The 23,813-nt window shown below is 72.4% G+C and carries 20 protein-coding genes and 1 pseudogene; 12 read left to right on the top strand and 9 right to left on the bottom strand.

The features are described 5' to 3' along the window. Positions 1-45: 45 nt before the first annotated feature. Entirely contained in the window at positions 46-3,033 is a 2,988-nt protein-coding gene (locus tag N5875_RS27715) for a bifunctional [glutamine synthetase] adenylyltransferase/[glutamine synthetase]-adenylyl-L-tyrosine phosphorylase (protein ID WP_318211367.1), read from the bottom strand. A 403-nt stretch (positions 3,034-3,436) separates the two neighbouring features. Between N5875_RS27715 and N5875_RS27710 the strand changes: the two genes are divergently transcribed. From N5875_RS27710 to N5875_RS27700, 3 genes are all read left to right on the top strand, one after another. Continuing rightward, entirely contained in the window at positions 3,437-5,665 is a 2,229-nt protein-coding gene (locus N5875_RS27710) for a PIG-L family deacetylase (protein ID WP_338496858.1), read from the top strand. Positions 5,666-5,814: 149 nt separating this feature from the next. Next, on the top strand, positions 5,815-6,324 hold the full coding sequence (locus N5875_RS27705; RefSeq protein WP_338496855.1) for a pyridoxamine 5'-phosphate oxidase family protein: 510 nt from the start codon (positions 5,815-5,817) through the stop codon (positions 6,322-6,324). Positions 6,325-6,335: 11 nt separating this feature from the next. Beyond that, positions 6,336-6,767 carry a VOC family protein gene (locus N5875_RS27700; RefSeq protein WP_318211370.1) on the top strand — a complete coding sequence of 144 codons (432 nt, stop codon included), beginning with the start codon at positions 6,336-6,338 and terminating at the stop codon, positions 6,765-6,767. Here N5875_RS27700 and N5875_RS27695 read toward each other — a convergent pair. Continuing rightward, entirely contained in the window at positions 6,694-7,383 is a 690-nt protein-coding gene (locus N5875_RS27695; protein ID WP_318211371.1) for a histone deacetylase, read from the bottom strand. The genes N5875_RS27700 and N5875_RS27695 overlap by 74 nt on opposite strands. Before the next feature lie 49 nt (positions 7,384-7,432). Then, positions 7,433-7,927: a GNAT family N-acetyltransferase gene (locus tag N5875_RS27690; protein WP_318211372.1), complete on the bottom strand. Its 495-nt coding sequence runs from the start codon at positions 7,925-7,927 to the stop codon at positions 7,433-7,435. A gap of 67 nt (positions 7,928-7,994) precedes the next feature. Here N5875_RS27690 and N5875_RS27685 point away from each other — a divergent pair. Then, positions 7,995-8,431: pseudogene (locus tag N5875_RS27685) on the top strand (transposase family protein); the annotation flags it as partial. A gap of 111 nt (positions 8,432-8,542) precedes the next feature. On the opposite strand, the gene N5875_RS27680 reads toward N5875_RS27685, so the two are convergent. Further along, positions 8,543-9,904 carry a PQQ-binding-like beta-propeller repeat protein gene (locus tag N5875_RS27680; protein ID WP_318211373.1) on the bottom strand — a complete coding sequence of 454 codons (1,362 nt, stop codon included), beginning with the start codon at positions 9,902-9,904 and terminating at the stop codon, positions 8,543-8,545. A gap of 422 nt (positions 9,905-10,326) precedes the next feature. Next, positions 10,327-11,688, bottom strand: coding sequence for a glutamine synthetase family protein (locus tag N5875_RS27675; protein WP_015033133.1), 1,362 nt, complete (start codon positions 11,686-11,688; stop codon positions 10,327-10,329). Positions 11,689-11,936: 248 nt separating this feature from the next. On the opposite strand from N5875_RS27675, the gene N5875_RS27670 reads away from it, so the two are divergent. The 4 genes from N5875_RS27670 (at position 11,937) to N5875_RS27655 (ending at position 14,410) form a co-directional block, all read left to right on the top strand. After that, a complete protein-coding gene (locus N5875_RS27670) occupies positions 11,937-12,374 on the top strand; it encodes a hypothetical protein (RefSeq protein WP_338496841.1) in 438 nt (145 codons plus the stop codon). 74 nt (positions 12,375-12,448) lie between these two features. Then, entirely contained in the window at positions 12,449-13,096 is a 648-nt protein-coding gene (locus N5875_RS27665; RefSeq protein WP_318211375.1) for a DUF3105 domain-containing protein, read from the top strand. A gap of 86 nt (positions 13,097-13,182) precedes the next feature. Next, a complete protein-coding gene (locus N5875_RS27660) occupies positions 13,183-13,782 on the top strand; it encodes a DUF305 domain-containing protein (RefSeq protein ID WP_318211444.1) in 600 nt (199 codons plus the stop codon). Positions 13,783-13,990: 208 nt separating this feature from the next. Continuing rightward, positions 13,991-14,410 carry a CBS domain-containing protein gene (locus tag N5875_RS27655; protein ID WP_318211376.1) on the top strand — a complete coding sequence of 140 codons (420 nt, stop codon included), beginning with the start codon at positions 13,991-13,993 and terminating at the stop codon, positions 14,408-14,410. A 26-nt stretch (positions 14,411-14,436) separates the two neighbouring features. On the opposite strand, the gene N5875_RS27650 is transcribed toward N5875_RS27655, so the two are convergent. Together N5875_RS27650 and N5875_RS27645 are read right to left on the bottom strand one after the other, a co-directional pair. Continuing rightward, on the bottom strand, positions 14,437-15,258 hold the full coding sequence (locus N5875_RS27650) for an alpha/beta fold hydrolase (protein ID WP_318211377.1): 822 nt from the start codon (positions 15,256-15,258) through the stop codon (positions 14,437-14,439). Beyond that, on the bottom strand, positions 15,255-16,052 hold the full coding sequence (locus N5875_RS27645; RefSeq protein WP_338496837.1) for a DUF998 domain-containing protein: 798 nt from the start codon (positions 16,050-16,052) through the stop codon (positions 15,255-15,257). The genes N5875_RS27650 and N5875_RS27645 overlap by 4 nt, the downstream gene beginning before the upstream one ends. Before the next feature lie 233 nt (positions 16,053-16,285). On the opposite strand from N5875_RS27645, the gene N5875_RS27640 reads away from it, so the two are divergent. Further along, the gene (locus tag N5875_RS27640; RefSeq protein WP_338496835.1) at positions 16,286-18,043 is read left to right on the top strand and encodes an NAD+ synthase; all 1,758 of its coding nucleotides are present in this window, start codon (positions 16,286-16,288) and stop codon (positions 18,041-18,043) included. Here N5875_RS27640 and N5875_RS27635 read toward each other — a convergent pair. Both N5875_RS27635 and N5875_RS27630 read right to left on the bottom strand, forming a co-directional pair. Beyond that, the gene (locus N5875_RS27635) at positions 18,012-19,259 is read right to left on the bottom strand and encodes an MFS transporter (protein ID WP_338496833.1); all 1,248 of its coding nucleotides are present in this window, start codon (positions 19,257-19,259) and stop codon (positions 18,012-18,014) included. The two genes, N5875_RS27640 and N5875_RS27635, sit on opposite strands and share 32 nt — an antisense overlap. A 202-nt stretch (positions 19,260-19,461) precedes the next feature. Beyond that, complete coding sequence (locus N5875_RS27630) at positions 19,462-20,472, bottom strand: endonuclease/exonuclease/phosphatase family protein (protein WP_318211381.1); 1,011 nt, start codon at positions 20,470-20,472, stop codon at positions 19,462-19,464. Positions 20,473-20,890: 418 nt separating this feature from the next. Between N5875_RS27630 and panB the strand changes: the two genes are divergently transcribed. From panB to N5875_RS27615, 3 genes are all read left to right on the top strand, one after another. After that, the gene (gene panB, locus N5875_RS27625) at positions 20,891-21,754 is read left to right on the top strand and encodes a 3-methyl-2-oxobutanoate hydroxymethyltransferase (protein WP_338496831.1); all 864 of its coding nucleotides are present in this window, start codon (positions 20,891-20,893) and stop codon (positions 21,752-21,754) included. A 164-nt stretch (positions 21,755-21,918) separates the two neighbouring features. Beyond that, a complete protein-coding gene (locus N5875_RS27620) occupies positions 21,919-22,911 on the top strand; it encodes an ATP-binding cassette domain-containing protein (RefSeq protein ID WP_318211383.1) in 993 nt (330 codons plus the stop codon). Further along, entirely contained in the window at positions 22,908-23,762 is an 855-nt protein-coding gene (locus N5875_RS27615) for an ABC transporter permease (protein WP_318211384.1), read from the top strand. Before N5875_RS27620 ends, N5875_RS27615 begins: the two co-directional genes overlap by 4 nt. The last annotated feature ends 51 nt before the right edge of the window (positions 23,763-23,813 follow it).

The following is a 23,813-nucleotide window of genomic DNA, read 5'->3' as shown; positions in this document are numbered from 1 at the left end:
GCTCCTCGGCGGACCTACGCCCCGTAGAACAGCCCCCCGTCGGACCTACGCCCCGTAGAACAGCTCCTCGACGACCGCCCTGGCCCGCCGCGTGATCCGCCGGTAGTCGTCGACCATCTCGCCGACGTGGCCGGACTCGTACCCCAAGTACCGTCCGACCGCCGCGAGTTCGCGCGGGTCCGAGGGGAAGGTGTCGCCGGGCCGGCCGCGGACCAGCATCACCGCGTTGCGGACGCGGGTGGCGAGGACCCAGGCCTCGTCCAGGGTCTGCGCCTCCTCCGTCGGGAGGAGGCCGGCCGCGTGGGCCGCCCCGAGCGCCTCGCGGGTACGGGTCGTCCGCAGCCCCGGTTCCACCCAGCCGTGCCTCATCTGGAGCAGCTGGACCGTCCACTCGACGTCGCTCAGGCCACCGCGCCCCAGCTTGGCGTGGAGGGTCGGGTCGGCGCCGCGCGGCAGCCGCTCGGACTCCATCCGGGCCTTGAGGCGGCGGATCTCGCGGACGGCGTCCTCGCCGAGGCCCTCGGCCGGATAGCGCAGCGGGTCGACGAGTTCGATGAACCGGTCACCCAACTCGCGGTCGCCCGCGATGGGTTCGGCGCGCAGCAGCGCCTGGCTCTCCCAGACGAGGGACCAGCGGTGGTAGTAGGCGGCGTACGACTTCAGGGTGCGGACCAGGGGGCCGCTCTTGCCCTCCGGTCTGAGGTCCGCGTCGATCAGCAACGGCGGGTCGGCGGTGGGGAGCTGGAGCAGTCGGCGCATCTCGGCGACCACCTTGTTCGCGGCCTTGGCCGCGTCCTGCTCGTCGACGCCCTCGCGCGGCTCGTGCACGAACAGGACGTCGGCGTCGGAGCCGTACCCCAGCTCGTGACCACCGAAGCGGCCCATGCCGATGACGGCGAACCGGGTGGGCAGTTCGTCGCCCCACTCGGCGCGGACGGCGGCCCGCAGGGCGCCCGCGATCGTCGCCGCGTTGAGGTCGGTGACGGCCTCCCCCACCTGGTCGACCAGGGCGCCCGGGTCGGGCTCGCGGGGGCTGTCCTCGGTGCCGTACGAGCGGATGAGATCGGCCGCGGCGGTCCGGAACAGTTCCCTGCGGCGCACCCCGCGGGCCGCCGCGACGGCCTGCTCGGCGTCGGACGCGCGGCCCACCGCCGCCAGGACCTCCTGCTCCAGGTGGTCCCGGCCGCGCGGCCTGAGGCCCTCCGGGTCGCCGAGCAGCGCCACCGCCTCGGGGGCACGCAGCAGCAGGTCGGGGGCGAGGCGTCCGGCGGAGAGGACCCGGGCGAGGTTCTCGGCGGCGGCGCCCTCGTCGCGGAGCAGCCGCAGGTACCAGGGGGTCTTGCCGAGGGCGTCGGAGACCTTGCGGAAGCCGAGCAGGCCGGCGTCCGGGTCGGCCGAGTCCGCGAACCAGCCGAGCAGCACCGGGAGCAGCGTCCGCTGGATCGCGGCCTTGCGGCTGACCCCGGAGGCGAGGGCCTCCAGGTGGCGCAGGGCGGCGGCGGGGTCCTCGTACCCCAGTGCTTCGAGCCGCTGTCCCGCGGCCTTCGGGCTGAGCCGGATCTCGCCGGGGGCGAGCTGGGCGACGGCGTCGAGGAGCGGCCGGTAGAAGATCTTCTCGTGGAGGCGGCGGACGACGGCCGCGTGCCGCTTCCACGTCTTGTTCAGCTCGGCGACCGGATCGGTGCGCAGTCCGAGCGAACGGCCGAGGCGCCGCAGGTCGGCCTCGTCCTCGGGGACGAGGTGGGTGCGGCGCAGCCGGTACAGCTGGATGCGGTGCTCCATGGCCCGCAGGAAGCGGTAGGCCTCGTCGAGCTGGGCGGCGTCGGCCCGGCCGACGTAGCCGCCGGCGGCGAGGGCGGCGAGCGCGTCGAGGGTGGTGCCGCTGTGCAGTCCGGCGTCGCTGCGGCCGTGCACGAGCTGGAGGAGCTGGACGGCGAACTCGACGTCGCGGAGGCCGCCGGGGCCGAGCTTGAGCTCGCGGTCGACCTGGGCGGCGGGGATGTTGTCGACGACCCGGCGCCGCATCTTCTGCACGTCGGGGACGAAGTTCTCGCGCTCGGCGGCCTGCCACACGAGCGGGGAGACGGCGTCGATGTACTGGGCGCCGAGCTCCGGGTCCCCGGCCACCGCGCGCGCCTTGAGCAGCGCCTGGAACTCCCAGGTCTTGGCCCAGCGCTGGTAGTACGCGAGGTGGGAGGAGAGCGTACGGACGAGGGGGCCGTTGCGGCCCTCGGGGCGCAGATTGGCGTCGACCGGCCAGATCGTGCCCTCGACGGTGGTCTCCGAGCAGATCCGCATGAGGTGCGAGGCGAGCCGGGTCGCGGCCTGCATCGCCTTGCCCTCGTCGGCGCCCTCCGTGGGCTCCCCCACGAAGATCACGTCCACGTCGGAGACGTAGTTGAGCTCGTGGCCGCCGCACTTGCCCATGGCGATCACGGCGAGCCGGCACATGGCGGCGTCGGCGGGCGCGGCGGTGCGGGCGATGGCGAGGGCGGCGCGCAGGGTCGCCGTCGCCAGGTCGGCGAGCTCGGCGGCGGTCTCGGCGACGTCGATGGTGCCGCACACGTCACGGGCCGCTATGGCCATCAGGCACCTGCGGTAGGCGACCCGCAGCGAGACCGCGTCGACGGCCTCGGCGAGACCGTGCTCGAACTCGGCGACCCCCGGGTGCAGGTCGGTGGCCTCGTACGTGACGAGGGACTCCCAGTCGCGCGGGTGCCGGGCCAGGTGGTCGGCGAGCGCCTCGGAGGCGCCGAGCACCCCGAGGAGCCGGTCCCGGAACGGCTTGGCCGCGAGCAGGGTGGTCGTGAAGGTCTGCCGCTCGGTCTCGGGCTGCGCCTCGACGAGACGGACGAGACCACGCAGGGCGAGGTCGGGGTCGGCGGTCGCGCCGAGGGCGTCGAGGAGGACGGAGTCGCCGCGCAGCGTGGACAGCTCGGGCACGTCCAGGAGCCGCTCGGCCCCCGACGGGTCGGTGAATCCGTGCCGCAGCAGACGTGAGAACGTGCTGCTCCTGCGTCCCGGCACCGTCATTCCGCCGCTCCCTCCGAGCAGGTCCGCCCCGGGGTCGACCCCAGGGCTCACCCCGGGGTCGGAACCCGGGCGGATCGAGCCTATCCGGAGCGGGAGACGGGGGCGTTCAGGCCTTCGGTTCGCAGCGGATCACACGTGATGTCCCGCACATCGATGGCTTTTCGAGGCCGATGAACCGTATTCCTTGAAAGTCCGTCTTGCTGGGGGCGGACCACTCCCGCCTGCCCGAACCCGCCGAAGCGACCCTGACGCGGACCCGAACGCATGTGCGGGACCACCCCGCCTGCCCGAGCCCGATCAGGCGACCCCTGACGCGACCCCGTACGCCAGCGCGGGACCGCACCCGTGCGCGAGCACGGGGACCGATCCACCCGCCCGACCTGTTGAAAGCGCGCCGCCGACCATGCCCGTACGCCCCCGTCGTCTCTCCCTGTCCCGCCGCGGAGTCGTCTCCACCGCGGTCACGGCCGTCCTGGTGGGCGGCACCTTCGCCGGACTCCTGTCGGTGACCGGTGCGCCGAAGACGGCCGCGGCGCAGTCGGCGACGCCGGACGTGACGGTGCCCGCGACCCGGGCCCCGGCCACGCCCCGGGCCACGGCCCCCTCGCCGGTCCCCATGGCCGACGGCCCGGACTCCCAGGACCGGGACTCCCGGGACCCGGCCGCGCCGCCCGGGGAGCCCGGACGGACCCCGTACTCCCCGGCGTCCGGCGCGCCCAGGGCGAACTCCGCCGCCTCGGTCATGCAGATCGTGGCGCACCCGGACGACGACCTGTTCTTCATGAACCCGGACATATCCCAGACCATCCGCTCGGGCACCCCGCTGGCCGCGGTCTATCTGACGGCCGGTGAGTCCGACGGCGTCAACGCGCGCCCCCGCGACGCCGCCGCCGCCAAGGCCGACAAGGCGGGCTACGCCGAGGCCCGGCAGAACGGCATACGTGCCGCGTACTCCGAGATGGCGACGGGCAGCCGGACCAGCCCCTGGGACCGGGTGGCGATCCCCACGGCCGGCGGCGGGCTGGCCGAGCTGGACACGCTGCGCGCCGACCCGAAGGTCACACTGGTGTGGCTGCAGATACGCGAGGCGGGGTCGACCAACCACTACCGCCCGCACAGCCTGAACGGCCTCTGGCACGGACTGATCGACACGCTGGAGTCGCAGCGCTCCTCGGGCACCCCGGTCGCCGCCGACTTCAGGTACACGAAGGACGAGGTCGTGGCGACGATCGCCGGGCTGCTCGACCGGTTCCGGCCGACCTTCGTCCGGATGCAGGACCCGAGCCCCGGCACCGACCCGAAGACCGGGAAGATCCGCGACCACCAGGACCACCTGTACGGCGCGAGGTTCACCCAGGCCGCGCTCGCCCGGTACGCGGAGCTGCCCGGACGCCCGCGCATCGGCGTGCAGAACTACCTCGGCTACCCCACCAGCGTCCTGCCGCACACGCTCGACCCCGAGACGGCGGGCGCCAAGCTGAAGACCCTGAAGACCTACGCCTGGCTGGACGGCGTCAACGACTGCGGGACGCCCGCCGGCTGCGGCGACCTGAAGGTGGCCGCGCGTCCCGCCGGACGCGGCTGGACCGCGACCGTACGGTACGCCCGGGGCACCTCCACCTCCTGGGTGCAGCCGGACCGGGCCGGCGGGCTGCACGCCTTCTCCGTCCTCGACGGACAGCTCGCGGCCTGGCGGAAGCCGGCCGACGGCGGCGCGTGGCGCGGCCCGACGCTGCTGCCCGGCGGAGGCATGGACAGCGGGGTCACGTCGGTGTCGCTGCCCGACGGCCGCATCGCGGTCTACGGCACCCGGACGCTCCTCGCGGGCGGCCCGGCCGGCTACCGCCGCGAGGTCGTGACCACCGAGCAGACGGCGCCCGGCGCCGCTTTCGGCCCGTGGCGCTCGCTCGGCACGCCCGAGCGGAACGACGCGGCCGGCACCTCGGACATCAGCGCGCCCGCCGTGACCGTGGGCGCCGACGGCCGCGCGACCCTGGTCCTGCGCGACAGCCTGCGCCGTCTGACGGCCCGCGAGCAGCGTACGGACGGGGTCTGGGGGCCGTGGCGGGTGCTCGGCGGCGTGGAGGTGGTCGGCGACCCGGTCGCGGCGACGGACGGGAAGGGCCGGGGGTACGTCTTCGCGAGCACCGCGCAGACCGTTCTCGTCTGGGCGCAGCACGTGCCCGGCGGGCCCCTCACGGGTCCGGCGCTGACCGCGCTCCCGCCGACGACCCTGGCCCTGAGCGCGACCCCGGCGCCGAACGGCGACGGCGTACGGCTCTGGTTCCGCAAGCCGGCCTCCGGCGATCTGCGCAGCGCCGACTTCTCGGGCGCCGGCCCGGTGTCCCCGTTCACGGAGCTGCCCGGCGGAGTGGCGGGCTTCGGCCCGGTGAGCGGCGGCGACGGGCTCCTGGCGGTCCGGTCCCGGACCGGTTTCCTGGCGACGGCACCGCACGGCAGGACGGGGGCGGCGGGGCCGGCGTGGAAGCTGGAGAAGTTCCTGTTCGCGGGGGCGCCGGACGCGGGGACGGACGGGGTGGCGGCGATCGGCCTGGACGGCCGTCTGCACTGGACGCCGGCGGAGCGTGGCGTGCCGGCCGGGCGGGGAGTCGCGACGGCGGCGGCGGAGTGAGCCGCGGCGGACGGCTGAGCCGCGGCTCGCGCTGAGTCTCGGGGGCCGCTGAGTTTCGGCGGGCCGATGAGTTTCGGGGGCCGGTCCGGTCGTCACCTGTGAACGCTGTGAACGCGCACGCAGCGGAGCAGACGACGAAGGGACCGGCGATGAACCCGCAGAGCCCACAGACGGTACTCGACCCCCGGTACAGCGACGACAAGGCGGGCCCGGTCCCCTGGTCCGAGGCCGAGGAGCGGCTCGCGGCGGCCGAGGTCTTCTGGCTGACGACCGTACGCCCCGACGGCCGCCCCCATGTGACGCCACTGATCGCCGTCTGGTCGGAGGGCGCGCTCCACTTCTGCACGGGCCCGGACGAGCGCAAGGCCCGCAATCTGGAGGGCAACACCTCGGTGGTCCTGACGACGGGCACGCCCGCGCTCGGTGAGGGCTTCGACCTCGTGGTCGAGGGCGAGGCGGCGCGGGTGACGGACGAGGACCGGCTGGCGGCGCTCGCCGGGGCATGGGTGGAGAAGTACGGCGAGGACTGGCGTTTCGAGGTGCGCGACGGGGCGTTCCGGGGGGACGGTGGTACGGCCCTGGTGTTCGCGGTCGCGCCTCGCACGGCCTTCGGCTTCACCAAGGGCGACCCGTTCGGACAGACCCGCTGGCGTTTCTGAGGAGAGCCCCCGTGAACTGGACACTGGAAGTCGTCCCGGTCCCCGTCACCGACCTGGACCGGGCGAAGGAGTTCTACGCCGGGAAGTGCGGCTTCACCGTCGACCTGGACGACGCGGTGGCCCCGGGCGTGCGCATCGTCCAGCTGACACCGCCGGGCTCGCGCTGTTCGCTCGCGCTGCTGAGCGGGATGCCGCCGATGCCGGGCACGAAGGAGATGGCCCCGGGCACCCTCCAGGGCCTGCAGTTCTGCGTGACGGACATCGAGGCGGCCCGGGCGGAGTTCGTCGGGCGCGGGGTGGAGGTCTCGGAGATCCAGCACGTGGGCGAGAAGGGCTGGGAGGCCGGCAAGGGCGGCACGTGGAACGCCTTCATGACCTTCGACGACCCGGACGGGAACGGCTGGATGGTCCAGGAGGCGCCGTCGGAGCTCTCGGAGCGCTGACGGCGGCCACGTCCTCCGGCGTCCAGTGCCCCGCCGCGCCGGGCCGGGAGGCGAGATAGTCGGCCACCTCGGCGGGCCGCCACGCCCCGGCCTCGTGGAGCCCCGCCGCAAGATGCCGCAGATAGGCCGCGGAGGGCGGGCTGAGCCCGTCCGCCGGCGGCATCGGCCAGGGCGCGGTGAGGGTGAGCACGGGGAAGCCGTCGATGCGTCCCGGGCAGACGAGGGTCTCGTACCGTCCGGGACCGAGCGCGCAGCGGCCGGTGGCGAGGACCTCGGTCAGATCGAGGTCGGCGCCGGGCTCCCGGTACATCTCCTGCGCGGCGATGTCGGAGAACTGACCGGCGGTCAGCAGGTGCGCGACACCCCACGCGGTGCCGTCCGCGTCCGGGTCGTAGAACGCCCGGCCGCCGGTCCACACGACCGACTCGGTCGCGAAGTACACCTGCCCGGCCAGCTCGACGGCCACGGACCGGTCGGGGCCCCGCGGGTCCCGGCACCCGGGAAACTCCCGCGCGCCCCCGGCCGGCCGGCCGCCGGCGAGATAGCAACCGAGGCGGTCGGCATGCATGTTGGAGCCGTAGGCGGCGTACCAGACGCGGGGACGGGGTTCCGGCATGGAACCCGACGCTAGCGCGGACGGCCCGTCACACCTGGGAAGACCCCGCCTAGAACCCCACGTAGAAGTGCCGGAGCTGCTCGTCCTCCGCCACGCACGGCATCCCGGCGGCCTCCATCACCCGATGGGACGCCGGATTGTCCAGGTCGGCGTCGCCCTTCACGCCGGAGATACCGGCCCGCCGGGCGATCTCGAGGAGCGCCCGAAGCGCCTCGGAGGCGTACCCCTTGCCGCGCGCGGCAGGCACGAGCCCGTACCCCACGGTGGCGACCCCGATCTCGTCGGGCGGCCCGTGGAACCCGATCCCCCCGACGGTGACCCCGGTCTCCGCGAGCCGTATCCCGTACACCCGGAACACCCCCGGGTCACCGCGCTCGGCGACCCCCCGCAGAAACCCGGTGGCCGAGCGGACGTCCCCGTCGCCGGGATACCCCTCTTCCCACAGCTCCCCGGCCCCGGGTTCCCGGGCGACGACGCGCTCGGCCTCGGCAACGGTCATCGGATGGAGCAGGAGCCGCTCGGTGGCGACGGATTCGATCTTCACCGGGGCAGTCTGAACGGACCCACCGCCCCGGGCAACGGATTTAACGCCCCTACAGCACCGGCAGGTTCTTGCGGAGCTGCGGTGCGGTGACACCTACGCCCAACTGGCCGCCGGGTTCGGCATCGGGATCGCGACCGTCTACCGCTACACACGTGAAGCCGTCGAGGCCCTGTCTACCCTCGCCGCGTCCCTGGCCGAGGCGATGCGGACGATCCGGGAGAAGCGTTCGTCATCCTCGATGGCACCCTGCTGCCGATCGACCGCATCGCCGCCGACACCCCCTATTACTCCGGGAAGCACAAGCGTCACGGCATGAACGTGCAGGTCCTGACCGATCCGTTCGGACGGCTGCTCTGGGCCTCGCCGGCTCCGCCCGGCTCGACTCACGACCTGACCGCCGCGCGACAGCACGGGATCACCGAAGCCCTCACCGAAGCAGGACTCAGATGTTGGGCGGACAAGGCGTATCAAGGCTCGGCCGCCCGGCGCACCGCCGCGCGCCGGCGGACCGTGACCGGCCGGGCAACTGGAGTTCAGCGGCAGTCGTCCTCGTCGAGGTCGACGACCCGCGCCTCGGCCGGGCGGCCTGTCTTGCGGCAGGAAACAGCTATCGGCTCACCAGCGCTCGAACGCGGTGAAGGCATGGTCGCCAGCCGCCCCGGCGACGATGATCCGCCCGTCGTGCTCGAAGAAGTAGCCGCTGGGCGCTTCCTCACGGAAATGGCGCTCGTCGAGTTCCTCACCGTTGCCGGCGTCGTACACGAGCAGCTCGGTGATGGCGCTGGACTGGGTCGACCACTCGCAGAGCACGTTGACCCGGTCGCCCCGCACGGCCAGTCCGGCGGCGGGCTCGTCCAACTCGTCGTTCCACACCTCTTCGCCGGTCTTCAGATCGAAGGCGACCAGCCGGTAGTGCCGTCCCTTGTGATAGGTCCACGCCAGCGCGTACATCCGCTCGCCGGCGACCTCCGCCGCGTCGATCTGGCCGTAGTCGCCGCTGAGCTCGATGCTCGACCGAGGACGCCCGTCCTGGCCGAAGGAGACGAACGCGCCCGTCGCCTCGCCCGAGTTGCCGTTCGAGGACCGCACGACCCTCAGGACGAAGGGGTCGGCCGACTCGATGACCACGCTGGAATCCCTCAACACGGGGCGACGGGCATCGATGGGAACGTTCCACTTCAGGGCGCCGGTGCCGCGATCGAAGGCCGCCGCCATCAGCTCGACGTCCCCGCCGCTGCCGGAGCCCGGGGCGTCCGCGTCCTCCCCACCGCAGGCCAGGACAGCCTGGACCTGTTCCTTGCCCACGAACGTGTCCCTCACCCCGCACGCGCTGGGAACGGCCGCCGTCCAACGGGCCTTGCCCGTGCGGAGGTCGAGGGCGCGCAGGGAACGGTTGCCACCCGGCGTCCGCACCTCCTGCTCGGTCCGTTCGTCGTGGATCAATGCCAGGCCGCCCTCCGCATCGAGGAATCCGTCCCCGGGGAACCGGCCGTCCGACACGGTCCGCGGGACGCTCCACAGCTCCCGCCCGTCCTTCACGTCGAAGGCAAGGACGGCCGAGCAACCCTTGCCCTTGCCCGGCGAGGCGGGCGTGCCGCTCCCGCCGCTGGTGGCACTGCTCTCCGTGCCGTACGCGACCAGGAGGACCCCCTCGTCCGCACGACGCGCGCTCCCGCAGATCTGGGCGCGGCCGGGCGGTACGAACTCCCAGAGCTTCTTCCCGTCCTGCCCGTCGGCGATGCCGAAACCGGTCACCGCATCGAACCGGCTGCGGACGGCGACGTCCCCGACGACCCAACTGCCGTTGGCCTTGCCATCGCTGGGCCGGTCCTTCGCGGTGGCCCAGGTCCGCACCATGGAGTCGCCGGGCAGGTACCCCTCGAATGACAGGAACCAGGCGGTGATGGACCCGATCACCCCAAGTACGAGCCCGATCACCGCCAGCGCCTTCATGAGCCCTGCTCTGCCTGACGTCACACGCTCCCCCTACCGTGCATGGCACACCCCCTGCGAGCGGCGTTCCGGAGACCCGCCCGACACGTTGATCTTCGAACGACGGTCAGGCTAAGGGCAGGGCCCCCCAGCGGTCCATGCCGATCCGGCACGGGTGGGGGACGTGCCGGACGAGGGCGAGCTGCGAACGCCGCCGGCGGCGCGCAGTCGGCGGGACGGGCTCCTCCGACGTCCGGTGTGCGGGCAGCTTCGCATAGCGCTGCGGCAACCTGCGGAGGCGCGCTCGGTGGCGCGCGCTCGGCGGACCGTCGACGGCGTGCACAGGGCCTCCCTCGACGTCGGACGGCCCGCAGACGGCCCAGGGCGACCGGAACGGGGCTGGGCCGCCGGCAGTCCGCCGCCGGCCCAAACCCTCGCGTCAGGGTCGTACTGCTTCTGACGTGCCCCTACAGCACCGGCAGGTTCTTGCGGAGCTCGAAGGCGGTGACCTCGGAGCGGTACTCCTCCCACTCCTGCTTCTTGTTGCGGAGGAAGAAGTCGAAGACGTGCTCTCCCAGCGTCTCCGCCACCAGTTCGCTCTTCTCCATCAGGGCGATCGCCTCTCCCAGGTTCTGCGGGAGCGGTTCGATGCCCATCGCCCGGCGCTCCGCGTCCGAGAGGGCCCAGACGTCGTCGTCGGCGCCGGCCGGGAGTTCGTAGCCCTCTTCGATGCCCTTGAGGCCGGCGGCGAGCAGGACCGCGTAGGTGAGGTAGGGGTTCGCGCCCGAGTCGATGGAGCGGACCTCGACGCGGGAGGAGCCCGTCTTGCCCGGCTTGTACATGGGGACGCGGATCAGGGCCGAGCGGTTGTTGTGGCCCCAGCAGATGTACGAGGGAGCCTCGCCGCCCGAGCCCGCCGTGCGGGACGAGCCGCCCCAGATGCGCTTGTACGAGTTGACCCACTGGTTCGTCACGGCGGAGATCTCGCCCGCGTGCTTCAGCAGGCCCGCGATGAACGAGCGTCCGACCTTGGACAGTTGGTATTCGGCGCCCGACTCGTAGAACGCGTTCCGGTCGCCCTCGAAGAGGGAGAGGTGGGTGTGCATGCCCGAGCCCGGGTAGTCCGAGAACGGCTTCGGCATGAACGTGGCCTGCACGCCCTGCTCCAGCGCCACCTGCTTCATGACGAGGCGGAAGGTCATGATGTTGTCCGCCGTGGAGAGGGCGTCGGCGTAGCGGAGGTCGATCTCCTGCTGGCCCGGCGCGCCCTCGTGGTGGCTGAACTCCACCGAGATGCCCATCGATTCGAGCATCGTGATCGCCTGGCGGCGGAAGTCCATGCCCACGTTCTGCGGGGTGTGGTCGAAGTACCCCGAGTTGTCCGCCGGGGTGGGGCGGGTGCCGTCGAGCGGCTTGTCCTTGAGGAGGAAGAACTCGATCTCGGGGTGGGTGTAGAAGGTGAAGCCCAGGTCCGAGGTCTTGGCCAGCGCCCGCTTCAGGACGTACCGCGGGTCCGCGAAGGACGGCGAGCCGTCCGGCATCAGGATGTCGCAGAACATCCGCGCCGTCCCCGGCGCCTCGGCCCGCCACGGCAGGATCTGGAACGTCCCCGGATCCGGCTTGGCGATCATGTCCGACTCGTACACGCGGGCGAAGCCCTCGATCGCGGAGCCGTCGAACCCGATGCCCTCGTCGAAGGCCTGCTCAAGCTCGGCGGGCGCCACGGCCACCGACTTGAGGAAGCCGAGCACGTCGGTGAACCACAGACGTACGAAGCGGATGTCGCGCTCCTCGAGCGTACGGAGCACAAATTCCTGCTGCTTGTCCATTTCCACACCCATCCTCGCTGGTCAGGCCGCCTGCTCCCACCGCCTCGAGCACATCGGGGGGCACCTGAGCATCCCACCACATGGTTTCGCGCACGTTGCACACCCATAGTGCCTGCTCGGGTGTGACTCAGGTAACGCGGGAAGGTCGGCGTCCGGGTGCCCGTTCGCCCCTCCGCCGCCCACCCGTCGGTACCGAGTGGTACCCCGTTCGGCCCACAGAGCCTCCGCGCCCACTACGATCTGCGCCCATGGGGGCCACACGGCTCGTACGCCCGTCCCAGCACGCGCGTCCCATGGCACTGGTGAGTGCCGTGGCGACGCTCCTCGCCGCGCTCTTCTTCTGTCTGGGCGCCGGGTCGGGTCCCGAGAACCATCACGCGGGGGCCGGGGCGGAGACGGCGAGCGGCTCCACGGCCACCGGTTCCACGGCCGCCACCCGCGCGGCCACCACCCGCGCGGCCGCCGGCCCCGTCGTCGAGTACATCTGCCCGTACGACCGCGGTGGCTGCTCCCTCTTCCCCTCGCTCTCCCCCGCGGTGCTCAGCGCGCCCCCGCTCGATCCGCCGCTGCACGCGGCCGACGGGCTCCCGCGCTTCGAGCCGCCGTCCGGTGACGGCGCCGCGCGCCGCTCCGGCGTCCGGCCGCGCGCGCCGGATCTGCACGTCCTTCAAGTTCTCCGGACGTAGCGGCGGCGGGCGTCCCGCCCCCGCACGTCCACCCCCGAACTCCATCCCCATCCCTGAAGAAGGACGACATCACCATGGCCGCCAAGAGCTCCGCCAACGCCGACCGCCGCGCCCGAATAGAGGAGATGCGCCGCGCCGAGCAGGCCCGTGAGCGCCGCAACCGCTTCATCACGATCGGCATCTCGGGCGTCGTCGTCCTCGGCCTCGTCGGCTTCGGCACCTTCGTACTGATGAAGAAGTCCGACGAGCAGGACAAGAAGGACGCGGCCGCGAAGGCCCCGATCGCCGCCGAGAAGTCCTGGGACGCCAAGAAGCTCGGCCGCAACCACGTCGAGACGGCCGTGAAGTACGAGATGAAGCCGCCGGTCGGCGGTGACCACCACCCGGTCTGGATGAACTGCGACGGCGTCGTCTACAAGAAGGCCATCTCCGAGGTGAACGCCGTGCACTCCCTCGAGCACGGCGCCGTCTGGGTGACGTACAACAAGAAGGCCGCCGCCGACGACGTGAAGAAGCTCGAGGACAAGGTCGGCAAGACCCAGTACACGCTGATGAGCCCCGTGGACGACCAGACCGGCGCCATCATGCTGTCCGCGTGGGGCAAGCAGGTCACCGTGGACAACGCGAGCGACCCCCGCATCGACGCCTTCTTCACCAAGTACGTCCAGGGCCCGCAGACCCCCGAGCCGGGCGCCGCCTGCACCGGCGGGATCGGCCAGTGAGCCGGGTCGGCGAGGACAGCGACGACGACGGCTACGACGTACCGACGGCTCCGTCCCGGCGGCCGAACCGGACGCAGTGGGCGGCGATCACCGCCGTCGCGCTCGCCCTGCTGTTCGCCGGGGGCGCCGTCACCGTCGCCTCCGCCGAGCGCGAGGAGGCGCCGCGTACGCCCACCTCGCTCTCCGCGGACGCCGGCTTCGCCCGGGACATGGCCGTCCACCACCAGCAGGCCGTCGAGATGTCGTTCATCGTCCGGGACCGCACCCAGGACGAGGAGGTGCGCCGTCTCGCGTACGACATCGCCAACACCCAGGCCAACCAGCGGGGCATGATGCTCGGCTGGCTCGACCTGTGGGGGCTGCCCAAGATCGAGTCCGGCGTCGAGCCGATGACCTGGATGGGCATGGGCGGCTCGGGCGACACCGGTCCGCTCGACGGGGCGCTCATGCCGGGCATGGCGACCGACGCCCAGCTGGACGAGTTGCGCCAGGCGAGCGGCCGCGAGGCCGAGGTCCTGTACCTGAAGCTCATGACCGAGCACCACAGGGGCGGGGTCCACATGGCCGAGGGCTGTGTCCAGAAGTGCTCGGTGGACATCGAGCGCAATCTCGCACAGGGCATGGTCGACGCCCAGAAGTCCGAGATGCTGCTGATGGCGGACATGCTCAGGAAGCGTGGCGCCTGACGGCTCGGGTCGGTGACCCCTCGGCCCCCGTGACCCGCCGCGGTCGCGGGGGCCGTGTCGTAAGCCGACAGGTCGCGGCGGTCGGCGTGCGCCGACAAGTCGCGGCGGTCGGCGGGCGCCGACAAGTCGCGGCGGTCGGCCCGTACGCCGAGAATGAGTGGGCTCGGGGACGTACGTGTGACCACGTTCGACGAAAGGTACGCACCCCATGACCACGGCGAAGGACATCATGCACCCCGGGGCCCAGTGGATCCCGGCACACGAGACGCTCGACCGCGCCGCGCAGCTGATGCGCAACCTGAACGTCGGCGCGCTGCCCGTCGCCGACGAGAACGAACGGCTCTGCGGCATCATCACGGACCGCGACATCGTGGTCGGCTGTGTGGCCATGGGCCACGACCCGGCGAAGATCACCTGCGGCGAGATGTCCAAGGGCACCCCCCGCTGGGTCGAGTCGGACGCGGACGTGGGCGCCGTCCTGGAGGAGATGCAGAGCCACCAGATCCGGCGGCTGCCCGTCATCGAGGAGAAGCGGCTCGTCGGCATGATCAGCGAGGCCGATCTGGCCCAGCATCTGTCGGACGAGCAGCTCAAGGGGTTCTGCGAGAGCGTCTACGCGCCTTCCTGAAGCGTCTACGCGCTTTCCTGAAGCGTCTACGCGCCTTCCTGACCGGATCGCAGGATCACGGTCGCGACCGCTTCCGGGCGGTCTTTCATGACCAGATGGCCCGACGGCACGGCCGCCTCGTAGCGGGCGCCGAGCCGTCGGGCCAGCGCGCGTTGGCGCCGTTCCCAGCGGGCCGAGCCCTCAGGGGCGGCGAGGACGGTGACGGGGAGGCCCGGCGGGAGCGGGTGCGTGGTGCGCAGGGCGAGGAGTTCGGCGGCGACGGCTCCGTAGTGGGCGTTCTCCCAGAGGGTGCCGCGCAGGACGCGTGAGGTGCGGTAGACGCGGTGGACGAGGGCGGTGGGGGCCGGGTCGTGGCGTACGGCCGCGCGGCGCACGGCGGGGCCGAGGGCGGCCGGGACGCCGGCGGCGGACAGGACGGCGCCGAGGACCCGGACGACGGCCCCGGGGGACGTACTCACCCGGGGGTGCTCCTCCACCGACGAGTCCACGAGCACGAGCGCGGTGGTCCGGTCCGGGTGGAGCCGGGCGAAGGCCTCGGCGTGGAACCCGGCGATCGAGTGACCGACGACGGTGGCGGGGCCGGGGAGCCCCAGCGCGTCGAGGAGGGCGGCGATCCGGTGGGCCTCGCCGGCGGCGGTGGGCGGGACGGTGGCGGGCTGGGAGAGGCCGTGTCCGGGGCGGTCGAAGCGGACGACCGTACGGTGCGGGGCGAGGAGCGGGACGACCGGGTCCCAGTCGAACCAGCTCATGCCGAGCCCCGCGCTCAGGACGCAGACGGGGCCTGAGCCCTCGACGACGACGTGGTGGGCGACGCCGTCGACCCGTACGAAGGTCGGCCTTCCGGTCATCGCGCCTCCTCGGGGGTGGGCCGGGATGCCACGAGGGAGTACGCCAGGACCGCGAGCCACACCGCCACCAGGAGCACCTGGAGCCGCTGGCCGGCCCCGAGCGCCCAGGTGCCCTTCCCTCCCTCGAAGGCGGCGACGGCGGCGAGGGTCCAGACGGTGGCGGCGAGCTCCAGGGCGACGATGACCGGGCCCGTACGGGCGAGGGGCCGCCAGCGGCCGTACCGGCGGGCGGCCACGGTCAGGGCGACGAGGGCGACGAGGGCGCCGGTCATGGCGAGAGCGGAACTGACGGCATGGGCCGTATGGGTGACGGGCACGAGCCCGGCGGTCTCGCGCAGGGCGCACTCGGGGTCGGCGGTCGCCGCGCAGCTGAGCGGGAGGCGCGAGTCGGCGACGGTGGCGGCGCCGAAGAGGGCGAGCGCGCCCCAGCCGAGAAGCGCCCAGGGCTCGCGGACCCGACGGGCCCGGCCTCCGACGTCCGGACGACCGACCTCCGACGGACCGACCTCCGGACGACCGACCTCCGGCGGACCGGTCTCCGGCGTCCGGGCGTGGCGGGCGCCCCTCGTCCCCGCCCATCCCAGCACGGCCCCCGCCAGGACCAGCGTCCCCGACACCAGATCCGTGGCCCGGAAGAAGGTGCCGAACGGCTGGTCCGACGCCGCCAGTTCGGAGACGTACGTCCGGACGGGGTCGAGCCCGGTCCGGACGAGGACTTCGAGGGCCCACGCGGTGTACGCGAGCGCGCCGAGGGCCAGCAGGGCGGCCGAGGCTCGCGTCACGTTTCCGGGCATGGTGGTTCTGACGCTACGTCGTGCCGGAGGGTTGCCGGTGGTCGGGGTGGTCCGTGGTCGTCATGGGGCCATGATCGGCGCGGGCCGACCGCCCCGCATGCCGAGGATCCGGGACTCGTCGCCGCCCTCCAGGCCGGAGATCCGGGCCTCGACGACCGCCCTCTCTCCCGAAGATCCGGACTCGACACTCGGATCCCCAGACATAACGTCGGTCTGACGATTACACTGACCGGGTGCCTCAACTACGCCTCGCCCTGAATCAGATCGACTCGACCGTCGGAGACATCGCCGGGAACGCCGAGGCGATCGTGCACTGGACCCGGCACGCCGCCGGACAGGGTGCGCATCTCGTCGCGTTCCCCGAGATGGCGCTGACCGGATACCCCGTCGAGGACCTCGCGCTGCGCGCCTCGTTCGTCGAGGCCTCGCGGGTGGCCCTGCGCGGTCTCGCCCGCCGGCTCGCCGACGAGGGCTTCGGGGAGGTGCCGGTCGTCGTCGGTTATCTGGACCGCTCCGAGCGGGCGGAGCCGAAGCTCGGCCGGCCGGCCGGTTCGCCGGAGAACGCCGCCGCCGTACTGCACCGGGGCGAGGTGGTGCTGCGCTTCGCCAAGCACCACCTGCCGAACTACGGCGTCTTCGACGAGTACCGCTACTTCGTGCGGGGCGACACGATGCCGGTCGTCCGGGTGCACGGAATCGACGTGGCCCTGGCGATCTGCGAGGACCTGTGGCAGGACGGCGGCAGGGTCCCGGCGGCGCGCCACGCGGGGGCGGGGCTGCTGCTTTCGGTCAACGCCTCGCCGTACGAGCGGAACAAGGACGACACGCGCCTCGAACTGGTCCGCAGGCGGGCCCGGGAGGCCGGGTGCGTGACCGCGTATCTGGCGAGCACCGGCGGTCAGGACGAGCTGGTCTTCGACGGCGACTCGATCGTGGTGGACGCGGCCGGCGAAGTGATCGCGCGGGCCCCGCAGTTCGTCGAGGGCAGCGTGATCCTGGACCTGGAGCTGCCGGCGTACGACCCCGACGCGCCGGAAGGCCTGGTGAACGACGGGCTGACGATCGACCGCGTGGTGCTCTCGGAGGAGCCGCTGCCGGCGTACGAGCCGGAGCTGACGGGCGGTTACGCGCACCGGCTCGACGACGAGGAGGAGGTGTACTCGGCGCTGGTGATCGGCGTCCGGGCGTATGCCGCGAAAAACGGTTTCCGCTCGGTGATCGTCGGCCTCTCCGGCGGCATCGACTCGGCGCTCGTCGCCGCGATCGCCTGCGACGCGCTGGGCGCGGAGAACGTGTACGGGGTGTCGATGCCCTCCAAGTACTCCTCGGAGCACTCGCGCGGCGACGCCGCCGAGCTGGCCCGCCGCACCGGGCTCCACTACCGCACGGTGTCGATCGAGCCGATGTTCGACGCGTACATGGGCGCGCTCGGCCTCACCGGGCTCGCCGAGGAGAACCTCCAGTCGCGGCTGCGGGGCACGACGCTGATGGCGCTCTCCAACCAGGAGGGCCACATCGTCCTCGCGCCGGGGAACAAGTCCGAGCTGGCGGTGGGCTATTCGACGCTGTACGGCGACTCCGTCGGCGCGTTCGGGCCCATCAAGGACGTCTACAAGTCGACCGTGTTCCGGCTGGCACGCTGGCGCAACCGGGCGGCCGAGGAGCGCGGCCAGACCCCGCCGATCCCGGAGAGCTCGATCACCAAGCCGCCGAGCGCGGAGCTGCGCCCGGGGCAGGTCGACACGGACTCGCTGCCGGACTACGACACCCTGGACGCGATCCTCGCCCTGTACGTGGACCAGGACCGGGGCCGGGACGAGATCGTGGCCGCCGGCTTCGACAAGGAGCTGGTCACGCGGACGCTGCGGATGGTGGACACGGCGGAGTACAAGCGGCGCCAGTACCCGCCGGGCACCAAGATCTCGGCGAAGGGCTTCGGCAAGGACCGGCGCCTGCCGATCACGAACCGCTGGCGGGAGACGACGAGCTGACCTGACGGCCGGCGGCGGGACGTTCGGCGAGGGGGCTTTGCGCGACGACGCGCGAGGCCCCCTCCCCCGTACCCCGGTCGCGGTCGAGGAGGCCCGCCACCGCCGCGATCGCCAGGCCCACCACCGTGAGGCCCGCGCCGACGAGCGTCGGCGAGGTCCAGCCCCAGCCGGCGGCGACGGCCGCGCCGCCGGCCCAGGCGCCGCCGGCGTTGGCGAGGTTGAAGGCGGAGTGGTTGGAGGCGGAGGCGAGCGTGGGGGCGTCCTTGGCCTTGTTCATGACCAGCATCTGGAGCGGGGTGGTGGTCATGAAACCGACCGCGCCGAGCGCCACGACCGTGACCAGGGCCAGCCAGGGCACATGGATCGTGAAGCGGAAGGCGACCAGGGCGAGGACGAGGGCGGCGAGCGAGCCGTACAGCGTCGGGCGGAGTGCCCGGTCGGTCAGCGGGCCCGCGGCGAGCGCCCCGCCGGTCATGCCGAGGCCGAAGAGGGCGAGGACGACGGTGACGGTGGAGTCGCCGAAGCCCATCACCTCGGTGGTCATCGAGGCCAGGTACGAGTAGACGGCGAAGACGCCCGCGAAGCCGAAGACGGCGGTGAGCAGGCCGAGCAGCACCTGCGGGCGGCCCAGCGCGCGCACCTCGCGGCCCAGGCTCTGCCGCTCGTCCACGGGGACGTACGGCACGAGGCGGGCGAGCGCTGCCATGGCGAGCAGGCCGACGGCGGAGACGACGAGGAAGGTGGCCCGCCAGCCGAGGTGCTGCCCGAGCAGGGTCGCGGCCGGTACGCCGAGGATGTTGGCGACGGTCAGGCCGAGGAACATCGTGGCCACCGCCCGCGCCTGCCGGCCCTCGCGCACGAGCCGGGCGGCGACGACCGCGCCGAGCCCGAAGAACGCACCGTGCGGGAGCCCGGCGAGGACCCGGCCGGCCACCAGCCAGCCGAAGTCGGGGGCGAGCGCGGAGGCCAGGTTGCCGACCGTGAAGAGGGCCATGAGCAGGAGCAGCATCCGCTTGCGCGGGACGCGGGAGCCGAGGGCGGTGAGCAGCGGGGCGCCGACGACGACGCCGATCGCGTACGCCGAGACGAGGTGTCCGGCGGTGGGGACGGAGGTGCCGAGATCTTCGGCGACCTGCGGAAGCAGGCCCATCATCACGAATTCGGTGGTACCGATGCCGAAGGCGGCTACGGCCAGCGCGAGCAGCGCCAGGGGCATGGGGAGGGCCTTTCCGGAAGATAGTTCTTCAGCGGAACAAAGACTCTCAGATGTTTTCTTCCCGGCGGCTTCCGGGGAGTGAAGAGAAGATTTCGGCCCGTGTGCCACGCGGCGCCACGGCGACCCGGAGCCGCGGCTCCGCGACTCCGCGACACCGCGGCACCGCGACTCTGTGACCCCGCGACTCCGCGACTCCGCGGCGTCAGAACTTCACGCGGGCCGCGACCGGGAGGTGGTCGCTCCGCGTCTCCGGGAGGGCCCAGGACGACATCGGCTCGACTCCCTTGACCAGGATCTGGTCGATGCGGGCCATCGGGAACGAGGCGGGCCAGCTGAAGCCGAAGCCGTCGCCCGCCGCGCCCTGGGTGGAGCGGAGCTGCGAGGTGATGCCGTTGAGGGCGCGGTCGTTCATGGTGCCGTTGAGGTCGCCGAGGAGGACGATGCGCTCGTGCCGGTCCGCGGAGATGGCCTCGCCGAGGGCGTTCGCGCTGGCGTCGCGCTGGTTGGCGGTGAAGCCGGCGTTCAGCTTGACCCGGACGGACGGCAGGTGGGCGACGTACACGGCGAGCTCGCCCTTGGGGGTCACGACGTCGGCGCGCATCGCGCGGGTCCAGCCCATCCGGATGTCGACCGGCTGCGGGTCGCGCAGCGGCAGCTTGCTCCAGAGACCGACCGTGCCCTGGACGGAGTGGTGCGGGTAGGCCTTCGCCAGGCCCTTCTCGTACGCCGGGACCATGTCGCCCTTCAGTTCCTCCAGGGCGAGGACGTCGGCGCCGGACGCGGCGAGCTGCTCGGCCGTGCCCGCGGGGTCGGGGTTGTCGGCGTTCACGTTGTGGGTCGCGACGGTCAGGTCACCACCGGCCGCGGACTTGTCGGCGACGAGCCCACCGAAGAGGTTCAGCCACACCACGGCCGGCAGCACCAGGGCGATCAGCGCGGTGGCTGAGCGGCGCAGCAGGGCGAGGACGAGGAGGAGGGGGACGAAGAGACCGAGCCAGGGCAGGAAGGTCTCGGTGAGGCTGCCGAGGTTGCCGATCCGGTTGGGGATGTCGGCGTGGAGGACCATCAGCAGGGTGAGGGCCACGGCGAACAGGGCGAGCAGGATGCCGCGGCGCCAGATCCCGGGGTCACGGCGGAGTCTGCCGAGGGCGGTCCGGAAGCGGGAGGAGCTCGGGGTCTCGTTCCCCGCGCCGCCGTGCTCGGTCTCCGTCATGTCCACCCGCGCCATCGCCCGTCCTCACTGCCTTGCTGCCGTGCTGCCTTGCCGTCTTGCTGCCGTGCTGTCCTGCTGCCGTGCTCCGTGACCCGACGTCGACACTAGGGGATGACGGGGTCGTCGTACGCCCGGTGGGACGACAGCCGAGGCGTGGCGGGTTCCTGCAGGTGGCGCCCTCGGGCGGGCTGTGACAGAACGCGCACATTTGGCCGGGTCCGGTCTTGTCGTGCGGGCGCCGGTCGGTCTCGGGGCCTGAGCCCCTCCCTCGCCGCGGGCGGGTGGGCGCCCCACCGGCACGCCGGTGTGAACAGCGCCACTCCGGCCCACTTCCCCGCCCGCCCGGCGAAGTGCCACCATGGATGTGGTCCGGGGACGCCGTCAGGGCGCCTCGAGATGACACAAGGAGCCGTGCACCATGACGCTTCAGGCTGCGCAGAAACCGCCCGCGGACAGCAGCAAGGCGCTGTACGGCGGCAAGGGAACGCGCCGCATCACCGTCCACGACATCGCCGCCGCCAAGACGCGCGGTGAGAAGTGGCCCATGCTCACCGCCTACGACGCGATGACCGCGTCCGTCTTCGACGAGGCCGGCATCCCGGTGATCCTCGTCGGGGACTCCATGGGCAACTGTCACCTCGGCTACGACACCACCGTGCCCGTCACGATGGACGAGATGACGCTGCTCTCCGCCGCCGTCGTACGGGGCACGAAGCGCGCCCTCGTCGTCGGCGACCTCCCCTTCGGTTCGTACCAGGAAGGGCCCGTCCAGGCCCTGCGCAACGCCACCCGGCTGGTCAAGGACGCGGGCGTCGGTGCGATCAAGCTGGAGGGCGGCGAGCGCTCGCTGCCCCAGACCGAGCTGCTCGTCCAGGCCGGCATCCCCGTCATGTCCCACCTGGGCCTCACCCCGCAGTCCGTGAACACCATGGGCTACCGGGTGCAGGGCCGCTCCGACGAGGCCGCGCACAAGCTGCTCCGCGACGCGAAGGCGGCGCAGGACGCCGGCGCGTTCGCGGTCGTCCTGGAGCTCGTACCGGCCGAGCTGGCCGCCGAGGTCACCCGTTCGCTGCACATCCCGACCATCGGGATCGGCGCGGGCGCCGGCACCGACGCCCAGGTGCTCGTCTGGACCGACATGGCCGGCCTGACCGGCGGCAAGGTCCCGCGCTTCACCAAGCAGTACGCCAACCTCCGCGAGACGCTCGGCGACGCCGCGCGCGCCTTCGCGGAGGACGTCGGCGGCGGGGCGTTCCCCGCCGAGGAGCACACCTTCCACTAGTCGCCTCCCACCGGTCGCCTTCCACCGGTCGCCTTCCACCAGTCGTCGCGACAGGACCTCACCAGCCACCGCGGCACCACCCGACAGCCCGCCGACATCCCCCATCGGCGGGCTGTCGGTCATCTGTCGGAGGATTGTCGGTGGCGGCTGGTCTAGTAGGGGCCATGACGCGATCACACACCAACGCCGTCGAGGTCCGGGGCCTCGTGAAGCACTTCGGCGACACCAAGGCCCTCGACGGGGTCGACCTGGACGTACGGGAGGGCACCGTCCTCGGCGTGCTCGGGCCGAACGGCGCCGGGAAGACCACCCTCGTCCGCTGCCTCTCCACCCTGCTGGTGCCGGACTCCGGGACCGCCACCGTCGCCGGGTACGACGTGGTGAAGCACCCCCGCCAGCTGCGCCGCACCATAGGGCTCACCGGTCAGTACGCCTCGGTCGACGAGAAGCTGTCCGGCTGGGAGAACCTGTACATGATCGGGCGGCTGCTCGACCTCTCCCGCGCCGACGCCCGCCGCCGGTCCGACGAGATGCTGGAGCGGTTCTCCCTCACCGACGCCGCCAAGCGGCCCGCCATGAACTACTCGGGCGGCATGCGGCGCCGGCTCGACCTCGCCGCCTCGATGATCGGACAGCCGGCCGTCCTCTACCTGGACGAGCCGACCACCGGTCTCGACCCCCGCACCCGGAACGAGGTGTGGGACGAGGTCCAGCGGATGGTCTCCGAGGGCGTCACCGTCCTCCTCACCACCCAGTACATGGAGGAGGCGGAGCAGCTCGCCAAGGAGCTGACCGTCATCGACAAGGGCAAGGTCATCGCCAAGGGCGGCGTCGACGAGCTCAAGGCCAAGGTCGGCGGCCGGACCCTGAAGGTCCGCCCGGTGGACCCGGACCAGCTGTCGGCGATGGCCGCCGCGCTCCGCGAGACCGGCCTCGACGGGGTGGCCGGCGCGACCGTCGTGCCCGACGAGGGCGCGCTGTACGTGCCGATCCTCACCGACCAGCAGCTGACCGCCGTCGTGGCGCTGTTCGGCGCGCGCGGCTTCGGCATCGCCCACATCGGCACCCACCTGCCCAGCCTGGACGAGGTGTTCCTGGCGATCACCGGCCAGAAGACCACCGTTTCCGACGAGATCCCCGAGGAGGTCGCCGCGTGAGCACGACCACGGTCACCAAGTCCCCCGTCGGCGCCCCGGGTCCGGCCGCGGCGCGGCACGCGCCCGTCGCCGAGGGCCGGATCGGCCTGCGGGCCAATCTGCGCCACATCGGCGCCCTCGCCCGTCGCAACGCGCTCCAGATCAAGCAGGACCCGGAGTCGATGTTCGACGCGGTCCTGATGCCGATCATCTTCATCCTGCTCTTCGTGTACGTGTTCGGCGGCGCCATCGCCGGCAAGGGCAACAACGAGGTCTACGTCAACTACGTGACCCCGGGCCTGATGGCGATGATGGGCATGAACATCGCGATGGCCGTCGGCGTCGGCATCAACGACGACTTCAAGAAGGGGGTCATGGACCGGTTCCGGACGATGCCGATCGCCCGGTCCTCCGTCCTGATCGCGAAGATCGTCGTCGAGGTCGGCCGGATGCTGATCGCCACCTCGATCCTGCTCGGCATGGGCTTCCTGCTCGGCATGGAGATCCACACCTCGTTCTTCCACCTGCTCGCCGCGATCGGCCTGTCGATGGTCTTCGGAGCGTCGCTGATGTGGATCTTCATCCTGCTCGGTCTCACCCTGAAGACCGCCCAGGCCGTCCAGGGCATGGCCATGCTGGTCCTGATGCCGCTCCAGTTCGGCTCCTCGATCTTCGCCCCGCCGACGTCGATGCCCGGCTGGCTGAAGGCCTTCACCGACTACAACCCGCTGTCGAACCTCGCCGACGCCGCCCGGAACCTGATCAACGGCGGCCCGGTCGCCCACTCCGTGTGGATGACCCTCGGCTGGGCGGCCGTGATCACCGTCATCACGGCGCCCCTGGCGGTGACCAAGTTCCGCAAGAAGACCTGAGTCCGGCACGGCCTGTCCGGCCCTGATCGGCCGGACCCGCCCCACGGGGGT

It is taken from the genome of Streptomyces sp. SJL17-4 (genome assembly GCF_036826855.1).
In the GTDB taxonomy this organism is placed as follows: domain Bacteria; phylum Actinomycetota; class Actinomycetes; order Streptomycetales; family Streptomycetaceae; genus Streptomyces.
This window is presented reverse-complemented; position numbering and strand designations above follow the sequence as displayed.